This is a genomic window from Yoonia sp. (genome assembly GCF_017854415.1).
Classification (GTDB): Bacteria; Pseudomonadota; Alphaproteobacteria; order Rhodobacterales; family Rhodobacteraceae; genus Yoonia.
Map to the genome: position 1 here is coordinate 1 of NZ_JAFMHR010000074.1, position 16,055 is coordinate 16,055.

Consider the following 16,055-nt stretch of genomic DNA (forward strand, 5'->3'; position numbering starts at 1 on the left):
TTTGTCCTGTGTGGATGGCTCCTTTTTTGCAAGTCCTTTTTCGTGCATGGCATTTTGTCAGAAGCAGTCTTGTGTTCGGCCTGTTAGCGCGACGCACATGGCCGCTGGCCCTGATGGTTTCCACCAACCAAGTCCCATTCCGCACATCGAACAGCAAGCGTTCTGGACAAAGCTCGGGGTGTCTTGGTTTTTGGGCTGACAAAGTTCCATCACTTCATTGGTCTTGCAAACTCCAGTTGTTTCGTTGGTCTGTTAAACGGTTCTCACTTTGAAAGGCTCATTCCGGGTCAGTACGGCCCAGATCATACGGGCAGTTTTGTTGGCCATGGCAACGGCAGCTACTCTGCTTGGCTTGCGTGACAGGATGTCAGCAAACCATGGATCAAACTTTTCCGGCTCCAACCTGATGGATCGGATGCGAGACGTCATGCCTAGGACCAGTAAACGTCGTATGTATTGATCCCCCATCTTAGAGATGTGACCGAGACGTTCCTTCCCGCCACTTGATCTGTTGAGCGGTGTCAGTCCTAACCAAGCGGCAAACTCTCTACCATTGTTGAACTGCTTGCCGCTGCCGACCGTCGCAACGATTGCTGACGCTGTAATTGGTCCGACACCGGGTATCGTTCGCAGCAACGCAACGCGTTCCTCGCTTTTGGCAATACGTGTCATGTGCCGAGAATGCCGCAGGATCTTGGTATGTAGGAACAGCAGTTCATCGCAAAGATTGAAGATGACCTCTTGGGCGTCCATTGGAAGATTGAGCGGCTCGTCATTTATGCAGTCTTTGGCAAATTGCAGCGCGTGGTAAATGCCTTGCGGCATGATTATACCAAACTCGGCCAGCTGTGCCCGTAACATATTGATGGTCTGCGTACGCTGTCTCACGATCAAATCGCGCGTGCGGTGGACAGAAAGTATCGCCTGTTGTTCTGGGGTCTTCACTTCGACAAACCGCATTGTTGGGCGCGTCACCGCTTCGCAAATGGCCGCAGCATCAACGGCATCAGACTTGCCACGTTTGACGTAGGGCTTGACGTAGGCTGGTGGGATTAGCTTCACGTTGTGGCCCAGCTTGATCAGTTCCCGTGCCCAATGGTGGCTGGTTCCACAGGCCTCGATGCCGACCAAACATGGCTCAAGACGCTCAAAGAAAACCAAAACTTGTGCTCGTCTCAGTGCGCGGTTGAATACAACCTCGCCATTCTCATCAATACCGTGGACCTGAAAAACGTTCTTGGCCAAATCTAGGCCGATTGTTGTAACATGCATTGGGTGGCTCCTCTCATAAGCAGTTCATAGCAATTGCACTATGGCGCATTGCGACGCCGTTTGATGCAGGAGCCATCCACCCCATCCGCACAGCAGACCCTGGTGTGTCCCGCAGCGAATGGCCGCTTTAAGTCGGCTTACAGGTCCTGCCCTTTAGCGAAAGCTTAGATTCAGACCCCAACTAATTTACCTCAAATAGAAGATAAGAACATTGCGTATTCTCTTAGCGGAGGATTGGGCCAATGCGAGGTGCCCCAGATCACGTCTTTAGCATTGCCGCATCCAACTTTGCCCCAACATCTTCTGCACGTAAGTGGGTATACCGAAACAACATCCTTGGATCTCTATGCCCGCTGATAAGGGCTACTTCTGGCAAGGTGAGTCCCATTTCGAAAAACCGGCTAACAGCCTCATGGCGAAGGTCGTGGAAACGCAACTCTCCAATTAGCGGTCGCACTGCCTCAGCCCGCCGCCTACAACGTTCCCAGCTCTGACGAAAAGCATTGGCAGTTATAGGAAATACCAAGTCTTTACCTGTGTCGGCATGATTCTTACGCCTCTGGAACAGCTCTAGAGCGCTCACCGTCAATGGGATGCGACGGGGGTGGCCGGTCTTGGTCACCGGGATCAGAAGGGTCTTGGAAGTAAAACAAATGTCTTTCCATCGCACGCCCAGTAACTCCCCGCGACGCATGCCTGTATCTATCGCAAGCAGGATCGCCACGCGCAGCCACTCGTTGCGGGTCGCCTCAGTCGCCTTCAGAAGAACCTCAAGCTCATCGGACTGCAATCTGCGTTCTCTTGCAACGGGAGACCTGGGCTTGCGCACCATTGCAACCGGGTTCTCAGGCAACGGCAGGCCCCATTCTAACCGCGCAACTTCAAATACAGCCCTTAATAGGCCAAGATCGCGGATCACTGTACCAGCACTGACTATGCGCAAGCGCTCGTCCCGATAGCGACTAAACACTTGTGGTGTCACTCTTGATAAGGGTTTGTTTGCCCATGCCTGTCGAAGAAATCCATCCAGGCGCGTGTTCTCGGAGGCAGCACCGCGCTTTGCTACGGTCACTTCTTTTCGGTACCTATCTAGAAGATCACGCACGGTGGAGCGATCCAACACGCGCGGATCAATCCGCACAGCAGAGGCCTCTAGTTCTGCCTCGACTTTTCGTGCCCAGCTTTCGGCGTCTCTTTTAGTAATGAAGGATTTCGCGCGAGGCGCATGTCCTTTGATCCGAATTTGCGCCTGCCATTTATTGTTACGTTTTCTGAATGCAGCCATCTCAAAGCTCCTCTTGGTGTGACCAGAGTGTGACAAGAAGCTTTTCAGATGTTTTCGTGTCCGCCCTTACATGGCATAATGCCGTTGCAAGCAAGGGGTATGACGGTGGTGCACCCGACAGGATTCGAACCTGTGACCTCTGCCTTCGGAGGGCAGCGCTCTATCCAGCTGAGCTACGGATGCGTACGGGTTCTATAACTGTGCGCCCCTCCCCTCGCAACGCCAAAGTAAGTGGATCGTGATCCCCTGTTGATCAGACGATTACAGCAGATTGAGGTCAGGAACTGCATGAACAGCGCAATGGCAAAGCTTTCGTTTGCCATCGTGCGCTACGATGACGCAACTCGCATGCAAGGCGGTTGATAGTTCCAGCAAACAACGGCTAAACTCGCTCAGTTGTCAGACAAAAGCAAGATTGCCGCTGACGTATTTAAAAGGTGTCCAAAGTTGGATTTAACACAACTTAAAGATCTTGCCGCACGGCATGTGCCTACTGACCAACCCGATGGCGCAGCTGTGGTCTTGCCGATGGACGGTATCTTTATTGTCCGACATTTGACACCGGCGCCGTTCCAATCACTGTCGATCGGGCCTTTCGCCTCGCTTATATTGCAGGGTCAGAAAGAAGTGCGGCTTGACGACAAACCAATGGTTTTTTCGGAAGGTCAAACCAGCGTTTTGGGGCATGATATCCCGATCGAATACTGCATTGCCCAAGGCAGTCCTGAAAAACCGTTTCTGGCAATCCTATTTCAGCTGAACTTTGAAATTCTGCACCGGCTGAAGGGGCGAATTGATGCGCTCTCGGACGGGGAAGAAACTGCAACATCCTTGCGCCGCGTCGAAGAGGACACGGCACTTATCGGCGCATTAGGACGCTATATCGAACTGATCGACAATCCGGTCGAGCGCGAGATCCTTGGACCCGCCATTCTGGAGGAGATGCATCTACGGCTCCTGCAATCGCACAGCGCGGGTATTTTGCGCGAGCTATTGTCGCAAAACAGCCACGCGAGCAAAATCGCACAATCCATCGAATTTATCCGCTCGAATCTTAAAGAACCGCTTTCGGTTGACGCAATTGCAACCACCGTCGGAATGGGAAAATCCGCTTTTTACGAGCACTTCCACCAGTTCACCGGAAAATCGCCTATGAGCTTTGCCAAGATGTTGCGGCTACAAGAGGCTCGGCACCAGATCACAGCCCTGCAAAAACCGGTATCTGCTGCGGCCTTTGCGGTTGGATATGCGAGTGCGTCCCAGTTCAGCCGTGACTACAAACAGCACTTTGGCGTGTCGCCATCAGTCGACCAACAATAGCGACTTGTGCAATCGTCCAAATTCTTTGCTCAAACTTGTCTTAAACTCCAAATATCTTGCTAAATCCTCCGGATTCGTCAGATTTTGATATTTCCGTCCTTTGATGTGTGGTTAATCAAATCAGGGGACGTAGCGATGATTTTTCAGTTACGTTTGTATGGCCCGCGTCGCGCTGCGACGGCTCATTTGTTTAAGAGTGTTCTGGTGAGATTTTTATTAGTTTAATGAACCTTCGGGACGACACAGCTTTCAGGTTGGCGTCATCATCTTGAAGTGGGGCCATACCCTCACCAACTTTTTCAGCGCGTGATGAATATGGGCTCGGCCCGCCGCGACTTTGTTAGGCAAACAAATCGTGGCACAGTTCCAGTGCATCAATCAGCACGTCCACCTCATCGGTAGTGTTGTACATTGCAAACGATGCGCGGCACGTCGCCCCTAAGCCCATATGCTCCATCAACGGCATCGCGCAGTGACTGCCAGCACGCACCGCAACACCCTTTTTATCAAGCACGGTCGAGATATCATGCGCATGCGCTGCACCATCAAGCGTGAAAGAGAATATCGCACCTTTGGTCGCGGACTGCCCCTGTACGTTCAGCCAGTTCAGTCCATCCAAACGGTCGCGGGCATAATCGCGCAACCCCCGTTCATGAGCAGCAATCTGGTCCATGCCTATATCCATCATGTACTCAAGAGCGACACCTAAACCAATAGTCTGCACGATCCCGGGTGTGCCAGCCTCAAACATCATAGGGGGGTCATTCCAAGTAACCGCGTCGCGGCTAACCTCGCGGATCATATCACCGCCGCCCATGAAGGGACGCATTTCAGCCATCCGCGCTTTGGACGCAAAAATCGCGCCGGACCCAGACGGGCCGTATAATTTATGACCCGTAATCGCATAGAAATCACAGCCAATGTCGGAAACATCAACGGGCATATGCACAGCCGCTTGGCTGCCATCAACCAGCACGGGAACGCCTTTGGCATGGGCACCTTCGGTGATGGCTTTGACGTCAACAACCGTGCCCAAGACGTTCGACATATGGGTGACGGCCACAAGTTTGGTTTTGGGGCCAATCGCATCGATGACCTTTTGCGGATCAAGATCGCCGTTCGCATCCACGTCGACCCATTTAATCACAACACCTTGGCGTTCACGCAAGAAATGCCAAGGCACGATATTCGCATGATGTTCCATGATCGACAGCACGATTTCATCGCCCGCCTGCATGCGCGGCATAGCCCAGCCATAAGCCACCATATTGATGCCTTCGGTGGTGCCGGAATTCATAATGATTTCGTCTTCAGATGGCGCATTCAAAAACCGTGCAATGATCCCGCGCACGCCTTCGTAGCGTTCGGTCGACAGGTTCGACAAATAATGCAATCCGCGATGCACATTGGCGTATTCTTCGGCGTAACCACGCGTGATCGCGTCAATCACAATCTGTGGCTTCTGCGCCGAAGCCCCGTTATCAAGATAGACCAACGGCTTGTTATTCACAGTCCGCGATAAGATCGGAAAATCAGCGCGAATTTTTTCAACATCAAAGCTCATACTGTGCCCACCGCAGGGCCGACGCCCAAAATAGCGAGCACAATGCCCGCGCAAAGTGCCGTGCCAACCAGAGCCAACACGATCGCGGTCAATGCTTTGCCAAGGTTTTCAAAGCCATGCAGCACGTTTACGAAATTCACGATGCACCATATGAGCGCGCCCAGCGACAGCATCCCGAAGATAGAAGCAATGGCAGGACTGATCAAAACAAGCACCAATTGAACCGCCTCCAACGTCAAGCTAACAGACTGGAACCAAACGATAATCGCCAAGGTCGCTGTGAATGTCCCGACCCCGCCCATAATCTTGCCCGTGTAGTACGTACCTGCCACCAGCAGGGCCAAGAACACGCCGATGATCGCTACGTAAGCAAAAGGCGACAGTGCAAAAGTCTGCTCTTCAAAGGCGATGGGTGCAGGCGACAGCATCTGCAAAAGCGCCAAAAGCACCACGTTCAAAACAGCAACAAGCGCCAAAGCGATCCAGAGCGCTTCGCGGGGCAAGTTCAGCCCGATGACCTGTTGGGCCATCTTGGAGGGCTCCATGATGCTGGTGAAAACGGCCCGCATCCAAGTTTGGAAATCGATTGTCATGGTCTGCTTTCCGCCTCGCGTAGCGATTGAATCCAAATGAATAGAAAGACGACACCACCGATCCCGCCGACAAGCACCGCTTGTGACCCTGCCCCTATCAGCCCACGCACCAGTCCATAAAGCAAAAACAATGGTGATGTCGCAAGCAAAGTCCAGAAAAGCGCCAATCGCGCGCCATACCAGCTTCCTTTCCCGCCGATGATCTTCGCAACCACATGCGAAAGGGCCGCAATACCGTACATCAACAACGGAAGGACGATGACAGCCGTAAAGAAAGTATATGTCATCATCCCTTCGAAATTGATCTCGGCAGGCCAAGGCGAAACTTCGTAGCCTTCAGCGATCCGGCGCAATCGCGGCCATTGGGCCACAAAAATCAAAAAGCAACTGACCATCAAATAGACGATCGCCCGATCTTCGCGTCGGCCTTGTTCAAGCAGGTCGCGGATCACCATCCGCGGCCTGCGCCAAGTGCGCATGATGTCGTTAGTCACCGGCATTAGCTGTGACGGGCCAACCAGGCTTCGAGCCTGTCGCGCAGTTCTTCGGCCAAGCCAGCATCGTCGATTTCTTCAAGCGATTCAGCCAAGAATGACAGCGTGAGTAGATTGCGGGCTTCATCATGTGGAACACCGCGTGAGCGCAGATAAAACAAAGCCGTTTCATCAATCGCGCCCGAAGTTGATCCGTGTGAACACGCTACATCGTCGGCGTAGATTTCAAGCTCTGGCTTGGCAAGGAACTGACTGTCTTCGTCCAACAACAACGACTGGCTGATCTGATAACCATCAGTCTTTTGCGCACCGGCCTTAACCAAAATCTTGCCTTGGAACACGCCCGTGGCACCGTTGCGAAGCACCTTTTTGAAAACCTGACGGCTTTCACAGTTAAGCGAATCGTGGGTGACAAAAACAGTGTCGTCGTGGTGGAAATCCTTGCCATCGCCAACGCAGGCACCGGCCACATGGGCCACAGAATCGTCACCGACGATTTCAAGAATGCATTCGTTACGCGTCAGCACGCCATTGAATGTCAGCGTGAATGATTTGAACGTTGCGTTCGCGCCAATCCTTGCAAAACAATGGGTTACGGCACGACGCTCATGGTCGCGACCTTGAGCACGCACATGATGGAAAGTGGCGCCATCGGCCACTTCGACCTCTAGCATCTTTGAAAACCGTGCCGCAGCAGGACCGGTTTCAAGGATTGTCACCTCTGCACCTGCCTCGACTTTGACGACGTTGTGCAACATCGCGTCAGAGTTTTCGTCCTTGTGCAGATAGATAAAGTTAATCGGCTTTGCCGCTTTGCCTGTCACACGAATGACGACGCCGTCTGTGGCCAATGCGGTGTTCAGCGCGGCCAAGGGACGTTCAACCGGTGTTTGCCCGCGCGTTTCCAGCACGCCGTAAAGGTCTTTGGCCCAATGGATGTCGGTCTGAATCGCATCGGCAAGACGTTCGATTTCAACGCCTTCAGCAGTCAAATCATCAGACGCACCCGCATCGAACACACCGTCAACAAATACAATGCGCACCCGATCAACCGCTTCAAACAATGGGCCTTCATCATTTACGAACAAGGCAGCAGATGATGGTTCTGCCGTCGTCAAAGACGCAGGATCGGTGTATTTCCAATATTCGTCACGTTTTGTGGGCAAGCCCATCTGTCGTACGCGTGACAGTGCATCGGCGCGTACAGCATTAGACCATGCAGCCCCATCCGGCACGACAACACCCGACAATCGGGCGTCAGTCGTCTCAACTTTCAGCTTTGCGAGTGCCATTAGGCCACCTCTGCCAGAATATCGGCATACCCGTTATTCTCTACTTCCAAAGCCAGCTCTGGACCGCCGGATTTAATGATACGACCGTCAGCCATGATGTGCACGACGTCAGGTTTGATATGGTCCAAAAGACGCTGATAGTGCGTGATCACCAGGAAAGACCGCCCTTCGGACCGCAACGCGTTCACGCCTTCAGCAACCAGTTTCATTGCATCGACATCAAGACCAGAGTCTGTTTCGTCAAGGATACACATCTTTGGCGCAAGCATCGCCATCTGCAAGATTTCATTACGCTTTTTCTCGCCGCCGGAAAAGCCGACGTTGACCGGACGCTTTAGCATCTCAGCGTCGATCTGCAGGCTTTTTGCCTTTTCGCGCACCTCTTTGAGGAATTCACCAGCCGTCAATTCGACCTCGCCGCGCGATTTGCGCTGCGCATTTACTGCGGTGCGCAAGAACGTCATGTTGCCGACGCCGGGGATTTCTACAGGGTATTGAAACGCAAGGAAAAGACCAGCAGCGGCGCGGTCTTCGGGGTCCATATCAAGCAGATCGGCACCTTCAAGCGTTGCTTCACCGTCGGTGACGACATAGCCGTCCTTGCCGGACAAAACATACGACAGCGTCGATTTGCCGGACCCGTTTGGCCCCATAATCGCGTGCACTGTGCCGGGCTCAATCTTAAGATCAACACCCTTCAGGATTTGCTTGTCTTCTTCTTCCAGTTTGACCTTCAGGCCTTTAATCTCGAGCATGATACTCTCCTCAGGATGCGTATGTGTTGGACACGGCAAAAGACCCTGCGCGAAGAAATCCGCACAAGGCAATGCCGTGAAAAAGGGGGTGTTTTAGAGACCGTAAACGCTGCCGCGATATATGATCGAATGCTGTGTGGTGGTTGCCATCACCTGTTCGACGTAGGCCGGTGTGTAAATCACGGCCATTTGATCCGGCCACCGCCAAATCATGTTGTGTCCTGCGGCCATCATCAAAGCGACGCCCAAGACCTGTGCTATCCGTTCTGTTATGGTGCGTTTGTTGGTCAGCACCGTCAACAATATGACGGCCCAGAATGCGATCGCGACCTCTAAGAAAAGTGCAATCGTGCTGGGTTCCAGTAATCCGAAGTACCGAATCCGCACGATCTGCGCAATAATCAGCCCGACCGCGCCCAAAATCATCGATACAAGAACCATACCAACCAGTGATTCCTCGTCCACGACCCGCTTGGCCGGAGCGCGCTTGACGCGTTTGGGCACATGCATGCCCAGATCTTGATCGAAATAGGACTGGTTGCGCGGATTTTGGATCTGCTTGATCCGCGCATTGAAGTCGTTGATGTCCATCTTCTTTGCGGCCATGATGCGCAACCCCGTCATAATCGTGTACAGGGATCATTCGCATCAAACTTGGGCAACAAGTTGACCGCCGCGTGACAGAGCCGCGACATTTATGACGGACAGGCAGGTGCATTCTTAGCCAACCGACCCTTCAAGAGAAATCGCAACAAGTGCCTGTGCCTCCATTGCGAATTCCATCGGCAAAGCTTGCAGCACTTCTTTGCAGAACCCGTTGACGACCAATGCCACTGCTTCTTCTTCGTCCATCCCGCGCGAGCGGCAATAAAACAGCTGATCATCGTCTACTTTGGATGTCGTCGCCTCGTGCTCAACCCGTGAAGAATTATTGCGAACTTCGATATAAGGCACTGTATGCGCACCACATTTATCGCCAATCAGCAAACTGTCGCACTGCGTATAGTTGCGCGATTCCTTGGCCTTAGGGTGCATCGACACCAACCCGCGATAGGTGTTTTGTGCCTTACCGGCGCTGATACCCTTGGACACGATCCGCGATTTGGTATTCTTGCCCAAATGCACCATCTTCGTGCCGGTATCGGCCTGCTGCATATTGTTGGCGATAGCGATTGAATAGAACTCGCCTTGGCTCTCGTCACCACGCAGAATGCAGCTTGGGTATTTCCACGTGATCGCAGAGCCCGTTTCAACCTGCGTCCACATCACCTTGGACCGTGCGCCACGACAATCGGCGCGCTTGGTTACAAAGTTGTAAATGCCGCCCACACCGTTCTCGTCACCGGGGTACCAGTTCTGAACGGTAGAATACTTCACTTCCGCATCTTCTTCGATGATGATCTCGACCACAGCCGCATGCAACTGTGCGACGTCACGCTTTGGTGCTGTGCAGCCTTCAAGGTAGGAGACGTAAGACCCCTTGTCAGCGATAATAAGCGTGCGCTCAAACTGGCCGGTGTTCTCGGCATTGATGCGGAAATAGGTGCTCAGCTCCATCGGGCAACGCACACCTGGCGGGATATAAACAAACGACCCATCCGAGAAGACGGCAGAGTTCAGCGTGGCGTAAAAGTTATCGGACGCAGGCACGACAGTACCCAGATACTTCTTCACCAGCTCAGGATGCTCGCGGATCGCTTCCGAGATCGAACAGAAGATCACACCGGCTTTTTTCAGTTCTGCCTGAAATGTCGTACCAACAGATACACTGTCAAACACAGCGTCCACAGCGACTTTACGGCCTTCGGCTGGCATGTCTTCGGCACCTTCAACGCCTGCCAAAATTGCCTGCTCTTTCAAAGGGATACCAAGTTTAGCATATGTAGCCAGCAACTTTGGATCGACCTCGTCCAGTGACTTTGGTTTGACTTCCATGCTCTTGGGACGGGCATAGTAATAGATGTCCTGAAAATCGATTGTCGGATAGTCGACCATCGCCCAAGTGGGCTCTTCGATCTGCTCCCAACGCGCGAATGCGGACAAACGCCATTCGGTCATCCATTCCGGCTCTTCGTTCTTGTCAGAGATCAGGCGCACGATATCGGTGTTGACGCCCTTGGGGGCGTATTCCATCTCGATCTCGGTTTCCCAGCCGTATTTGTAATTGCCAGAGAGTTCCTTGACCGCATCAACGGTATCTTGATCAACGCCCTCTTTGACCTCGACTATATCCAAAGCTGTCATCTTACGTTCCTCTCAAGCGGCCTTGCGCCGCGCTCGTTTTTCGCTCCAGGCCTGCACGAAACGCATGACCTCATCCTCAGTGGTGTCGATCCCCAGTGACACGCGCAAAGCACTTGCCGCCGTTTCATCGTCCAAACCCAGCGCACGCAGAACGCGGCTGATCTTGACCTTGCCGCTCGAACAAGCGGATCCCGCTGAAACAGCAAACCCCGCAAGATCCATCGCCATCACTTGCGTTTCGCCCTTCCAACCGGGAGAGCAGAAACAACTGGTATTTGGTAGTCGTTCAACACCATTCCCGACAAAAATAGTACTCTTTTCGGCGGCCTCAATGGCTGTTTCTAGAATATTTCTAAGTTTGGCAACCCGATCCCATTTTCCAGCGGCCAAATCAGCTTGGGCTGCGGCAGCGGCAGCCCCCATTCCAGCAATCGCTGTGACGTTTTCGGTGCCCGAGCGACGGCCCATTTCCTGCCCGCCGCCTTTCATTTGGGCTGCAATATCCGTGCCTTGCGGAAATATTAACGCGCCAACGCCCTTTGGCCCACCAAATTTATGGGCGGACAAAAACACCATGCCGACACCGGACCAGGAAAAAGCAAACGGCACTTTGCCAAATCCTTGGGTAATATCACTGACCGCCAACCCTTGCGGTAAATCTTGCAGTATCCCCGTTTCCGAATTCGCCAGCTGCAACGTTGTCTGCGCAGGATCAACAACCTGCACGGCACCATTCACAACATCCAAAACCGGATTGATCCATGCATTCACGGCATCATGCTCGATCGGTGCGGCTTGAAGATCGCACCCGGCCAATGCCAAAGCGGCCGCCTCAGTCGCGCCGGACGTAAACACAACATCCGCGTTTGATGCCCCGACAGCCTCTGCGACCTGCGCACGGGCCGTCTCAATGATGCCTTTGGCCAAACGTCCCTCTGCATGTACAGACGATGGATTACCTACGACATCCATCGCCGCCAACATCGCGTCACGGGCCTCAACGCGCAAAGGCGTCGTGGCGTTATGATCCAGATAGACCCTCATGCCTTCTTGTGTTCAAAAATACCTCGGGGTCCGGGGCTGGCCCCGGTCCGGCACATACCCACGAAACCGCGCCTATGCATCATCCACGACCTCAAACAACGCAGGCACAGCGGGACAAGGTGCCAGTTCGTTGCTGACCACATCCGACAGACGGGCCTGGTGTAAAAACACATAGACATGGGCGCTTAGCCCTTCCCATAGACGGTTTGTCATCGACTGTGCCCGCGAACCGGACGCGCCACCCGACGCCCCTGCGCCTTTGTGCATCGCCGATACTGTCTCATCAACAGCGCCCAAAATCTCTGACACACGAATATCCACAGCAGGACGTGCAAGTCGGTACCCACCACCGGGACCGCGCACGGATTCGACCAAACCCGCACGGCGCAACTTAACAAACAACTGCTCTAGATACGGCAACGAGATGTCCTGCCGTTTGGAAATCTCTGTCAAATTGACCAGACCATCATCAACCTGCAGCGCCAAATCAGCCAAAGCGACCATCGCATAGCGCCCCTTTGTGCTTAACTTCATGCCTTAACCCCAGCCATATCGCGCAATTACATTGACGTCGCAGCCCTGCGACACTAATTGACACAGATCACGACAACTCGGGGCCTTACGCCCCAGTTTAGAATCTTTCTAAGGTGTCCGAGCGTTTTCGTCAAGAATATGCATGCACCCATAACAGCGACGGAACAAGAATGCCCGAAGTCATCTTTCCCGGACCCGAGGGACGCCTTGAAGGGCGCTACCACCCACAAAAAGACCGCGACGCACCGATTGCTATCGTGCTGCACCCGCACCCGCAGTTCGGCGGGACCATGAACAACCGTGTGGTCTACAACCTGCACTATGCCTTTTATAATATGGGCTTTACGGTTTTGCGGTTCAACTTTCGCGGCGTCGGACGCAGCCAAGGTGAATATGACCAAGGTGTTGGCGAATTGTCAGATGCAGCGTCCGCACTGGATTATCTGCAGTCAATGAACAGCAATTCAAAACATTGCTGGGTTGCCGGATTTTCATTCGGCGCATGGATCGGCATGCAACTCTTGATGCGCAGGCCTGAAATCACTGGATTTATTTCCGTGAGCCCACCAGCCAATATGTACGACTTTAGCTTTCTGGCGCCCTGCCCTGCGTCTGGTCTGGTAATCAACGGATCAAGCGACCGTGTGGCACCACCGCAAGACACCGTAAACTTGGTCAACAAGCTGCACGAGCAAAAGGGCATCACCGTCACGCATGACGAAATGGAAGGCGCCGGTCACTTCTTCGAGGACCCTTATATGGACCCGATGATCGACACGGTGCGCGGTTATGTGCGCCGCCGTCTAACAGAAACCACCCGCTAAACATGTCGGACGCCTATCTGGAAAAAATCGCAGGAGAGTTGGCCGAGCTTGCCTTGGCCGACGAAGAACGATCTGGCGACGAGCGGATCATCAATGACATCGCCGAAATTGTCGGGTCGTCATCACAAACACTGCAAGAGGCATTTTTGACATCAGTGCGCGTGCGCCGCGCGGAAAAACGGGCCCGCGAAATCTTGGCCAAGCGCGATCCGCGAAACAGCGGCGACACAAGCCGACTGCTGACGGGTGATAAGGCAAACGCTGCCAGTGGACCGTCCCCCCAAGCAAACGATGAGGATGTCGATACATCCGACCTGCAAAGCATGCTTGATGAGCTTGATCAGCAAAACGCCCGCGACGCTGGAAAACCATCTTCCTAAGATACACCGGCGCTTCGCAGTTGCGCCTTCACAGTGGCGAGAAGGCAAACATAATGGAACGGATTGACGCACAGCTCGCATTTCTAACAGAAGCGGACAAGCTCAAGTCAATCTTGCGCGCCACAACATTATGCGACGGGTCACGGCGTGAAAACACGGGCGAACACAGTTGGCATATCGCCCTTTATGCGATGGTCATGGCTGAACACGCGCAACGTCCTGTCGACATCAACCGCGTGATCAAAATGCTGTTGATTCATGACATTGTTGAAATTGACGCGGGCGACACCCCAATCCACGGCGATCACGATCCCGCGGAAATGGCAGCGATCGAACAGGCCGCCGCAACCCGGATCTTTGGCCTTCTTCCAGCCAATCAAGCACAGGCGTTTCGTGCGCTTTGGGACGAATTTGAAGCGTCAGCAACAGACGATGCCATTTTCGCAAAGTCCATCGACCGCGTTCAACCTGTCATCTCAAACATTGAATCCGGTGGTGGGACGTGGCCCCAATACAATGTGACCGCCGAACAACTCCAAACCCGGGTCGGCGTCAAAGTACAACGGGGCGCTCCGGCGATCTGGGATGCCTTGAAAGCGCGCATTGATGCATGGTTTGCGCAGTCCCGGTCTTCTTCCGAGTAAAATTATCCCGGGGTCCGGGGCAGCGCTCCGTTGCGACACTAGCGACAATTCGACCATTTGCCCCTATACAAACAACCACCACAGGCGTAGGGCGCAGGCCTATCCGCCCAGAAAGCACCTGATTTATGATTACGACCCTCGCCGATGCCCTTGCCAAACAAGGCTACACTGACCTCACCCCCGTACAGACGGCGGTGACCGACCCTGCGCTGGAAGGCCAAGACCTTTTGGTTTCCGCGCAAACCGGTTCCGGCAAAACGGTCGGCTTCGGTCTGGCAATCGGACCCACAATTCTGGCCGAGGACGGCACATTCGGGCCCGCAGGTCGCCCACTTGGTTTGGTGATCGCACCAACCCGCGAACTGGCCTTGCAGGTCAAACGCGAACTCCAGTGGCTTTACGCGGCTGCCGGTGTGACGATGGCCTCTTGTGTTGGCGGCATGGATTTTCGCGATGAGAAACGCAGCCTAGAGCGTGGTGCGCACATCGTTGTGGCCACCCCCGGCCGCCTGCGCGACCACATCATGCGCAACACCATTGATCTGTCCGAGATCAAAGCAGTGGTTCTGGACGAAGCTGACGAAATGCTTGATCTAGGTTTCCGCGAAGATCTGGAATTCATTCTTGATCAAGCGCCTGAATCGCGCCGCACTTTGCTATTCTCTGCGACGGTACCTCCGATGATTGCGACGCTGGCAAAATCATACCAGCGCGACGCAGTCCGCATCGCCACCGCCAGCAAAGAAAAGCAGCACAGCGATATCGAATACCGCGCATTGAGCGTGGCCAACCACGACATCGACGCGGCTATCGTCAATATTCTGCGGTACTACGATGCGCCAAACGCGCTCGTTTTCACCAACACACGTGCGATGGTCACGCGCCTGACCACCCGTTTGTCAAATCGCGGATTCTCTGTTGTGGCCCTGTCTGGTGAACTCAGCCAAGCTGAACGTTCTAACGCGCTGCAAGCCATGCGCGATGGACGTGCGCGCGTTTGTGTGGCGACGGACGTGGCTGCACGCGGTATTGACTTGCCCAATCTTGAATTGGTCATCCACGCCGAATTGCCAACCAATGCTGAAACGCTTCTGCACCGGTCTGGCCGGACAGGTCGCGCGGGCCGCAAAGGTATTTCTGCCCTGATCGTCCCCGCCAAGATGAAGCGCCGCGGTGAAAACCTGCTCAAATGGGGCAAGTTGACAGCCGAATGGGCCACACCGCCTACGGCACCGCCCACCGCAGAAGAAGTTACGGCAAAGGACGAAGAGCGCCTGTTGACCGATCCGGTTTGGTCTGAGGAGTTTACTGACGACGAACAGACATTTGCAAAACGTCTGTTGGCAGAACATGCACCAGAACAGATCGCCGCCGCCTATTTGCGTCTTTACGCAGGCAAGCAGTCTGCGCCAGAAATGATTTCCGAATACAAAGATGGCCCTGCTGCCAAGGAACGCAAACCCCGCGAAGTATCCTCGTTTGGCCCGTCCAAATGGTTCAGCGTCGATGTAGGCCGCGAAGGCAAAGCAGAAGCACGTTGGTTGCTGCCAATGATCTGCAAAGCTGGTGATATCACAAAGAACGAAATCGGTGCGATCCGCATCCAGCCCAACGAGACCTTCATCGAGATCTCGGAAGCAGCTGTTCCAGGCTTTTTGAGGGCCGTTGGCGGCAACATGAAGCTTGAAAACCAAGCAACGCTTAAAGCGCTCGACAGCCCGCCAGACTTGGGCGAACGTGGTGGTCCTCGCAAAACCAAGCGTGATTACGATGACCGCCCAAAAGGCGATTTCAAAGACAAGCCCAAGCG

16 protein-coding genes and 1 tRNA gene are annotated in these 16,055 nt (G+C 53.9%); 5 read left to right on the top strand and 12 right to left on the bottom strand.

All coding sequences use genetic code 11. The annotated features are described in order from the left end of the window. Window positions 1-252: 252 nt before the first annotated feature. From QZ197_RS09695 to QZ197_RS09705, 3 genes are all read right to left on the bottom strand, one after another. Window positions 253-1,272: an IS110 family transposase gene (locus tag QZ197_RS09695; protein ID WP_296431710.1), complete on the bottom strand. Its 1,020-nt coding sequence runs from the start codon at window positions 1,270-1,272 to the stop codon at window positions 253-255. Between the two features lie 259 nt (window positions 1,273-1,531). After that, the gene (locus tag QZ197_RS09700) at window positions 1,532-2,557 is read right to left on the bottom strand and encodes a site-specific integrase (protein WP_296431711.1); all 1,026 of its coding nucleotides are present in this window, start codon (window positions 2,555-2,557) and stop codon (window positions 1,532-1,534) included. A 106-nt stretch (window positions 2,558-2,663) separates the two neighbouring features. Then, window positions 2,664-2,740: transfer RNA gene (locus QZ197_RS09705), tRNA-Arg, on the bottom strand. A 264-nt stretch (window positions 2,741-3,004) separates the two neighbouring features. On the opposite strand from QZ197_RS09705, the gene QZ197_RS09710 reads away from it, so the two are divergent. Continuing rightward, window positions 3,005-3,877 (top strand): AraC family transcriptional regulator, encoded by an 873-nt coding sequence (locus QZ197_RS09710; protein WP_296431712.1) that lies wholly within the window; start codon window positions 3,005-3,007, stop codon window positions 3,875-3,877. A 340-nt stretch (window positions 3,878-4,217) separates the two neighbouring features. On the opposite strand, the gene QZ197_RS09715 is transcribed toward QZ197_RS09710, so the two are convergent. From QZ197_RS09715 to QZ197_RS09755, 9 genes are all read right to left on the bottom strand, one after another. Further along, the gene (locus tag QZ197_RS09715; RefSeq protein ID WP_296431713.1) at window positions 4,218-5,441 is read right to left on the bottom strand and encodes a cysteine desulfurase; all 1,224 of its coding nucleotides are present in this window, start codon (window positions 5,439-5,441) and stop codon (window positions 4,218-4,220) included. Beyond that, window positions 5,438-6,034: a YIP1 family protein gene (locus tag QZ197_RS09720; RefSeq protein WP_296431714.1), complete on the bottom strand. Its 597-nt coding sequence runs from the start codon at window positions 6,032-6,034 to the stop codon at window positions 5,438-5,440. Before QZ197_RS09720 ends, QZ197_RS09715 begins: the two co-directional genes overlap by 4 nt. Further along, the gene (locus tag QZ197_RS09725) at window positions 6,031-6,534 is read right to left on the bottom strand and encodes a hypothetical protein (protein WP_296431715.1); all 504 of its coding nucleotides are present in this window, start codon (window positions 6,532-6,534) and stop codon (window positions 6,031-6,033) included. The genes QZ197_RS09720 and QZ197_RS09725 overlap by 4 nt, the downstream gene beginning before the upstream one ends. Then, entirely contained in the window at window positions 6,534-7,820 is a 1,287-nt protein-coding gene (locus QZ197_RS09730) for a SufD family Fe-S cluster assembly protein (protein ID WP_296431716.1), read from the bottom strand. The genes QZ197_RS09725 and QZ197_RS09730 overlap by 1 nt, the downstream gene beginning before the upstream one ends. Further along, window positions 7,820-8,575, bottom strand: a complete 756-nt coding sequence (gene sufC / locus QZ197_RS09735; protein ID WP_296431717.1) for a Fe-S cluster assembly ATPase SufC — start codon at window positions 8,573-8,575, stop codon at window positions 7,820-7,822. Before sufC ends, QZ197_RS09730 begins: the two co-directional genes overlap by 1 nt. Before the next feature lie 93 nt (window positions 8,576-8,668). Then, entirely contained in the window at window positions 8,669-9,181 is a 513-nt protein-coding gene (locus QZ197_RS09740) for a hypothetical protein (RefSeq protein ID WP_296431718.1), read from the bottom strand. A gap of 114 nt (window positions 9,182-9,295) precedes the next feature. After that, entirely contained in the window at window positions 9,296-10,819 is a 1,524-nt protein-coding gene (sufB, locus tag QZ197_RS09745) for a Fe-S cluster assembly protein SufB (RefSeq protein WP_296431719.1), read from the bottom strand. A 12-nt stretch (window positions 10,820-10,831) separates the two neighbouring features. After that, complete coding sequence (locus tag QZ197_RS09750) at window positions 10,832-11,863, bottom strand: aminotransferase class V-fold PLP-dependent enzyme (protein ID WP_296431720.1); 1,032 nt, start codon at window positions 11,861-11,863, stop codon at window positions 10,832-10,834. A gap of 72 nt (window positions 11,864-11,935) precedes the next feature. Next, complete coding sequence (locus QZ197_RS09755) at window positions 11,936-12,397, bottom strand: Rrf2 family transcriptional regulator (protein ID WP_296431721.1); 462 nt, start codon at window positions 12,395-12,397, stop codon at window positions 11,936-11,938. Between the two features lie 170 nt (window positions 12,398-12,567). Between QZ197_RS09755 and QZ197_RS09760 the strand changes: the two genes are divergently transcribed. The 4 genes from QZ197_RS09760 to QZ197_RS09775 form a co-directional block, all read left to right on the top strand. Beyond that, window positions 12,568-13,221: an alpha/beta hydrolase gene (locus QZ197_RS09760; protein WP_296431722.1), complete on the top strand. Its 654-nt coding sequence runs from the start codon at window positions 12,568-12,570 to the stop codon at window positions 13,219-13,221. Window positions 13,222-13,223: 2 nt separating this feature from the next. Beyond that, on the top strand, window positions 13,224-13,601 hold the full coding sequence (locus tag QZ197_RS09765; RefSeq protein WP_296431723.1) for a hypothetical protein: 378 nt from the start codon (window positions 13,224-13,226) through the stop codon (window positions 13,599-13,601). A gap of 50 nt (window positions 13,602-13,651) precedes the next feature. Beyond that, complete coding sequence (locus QZ197_RS09770) at window positions 13,652-14,245, top strand: HD domain-containing protein (RefSeq protein WP_296431725.1); 594 nt, start codon at window positions 13,652-13,654, stop codon at window positions 14,243-14,245. A 125-nt stretch (window positions 14,246-14,370) separates the two neighbouring features. Then, a partial coding sequence (locus QZ197_RS09775) for a DEAD/DEAH box helicase (RefSeq protein ID WP_296431724.1) occupies window positions 14,371-16,055 on the top strand: 1,685 nt, incomplete at its 3' end.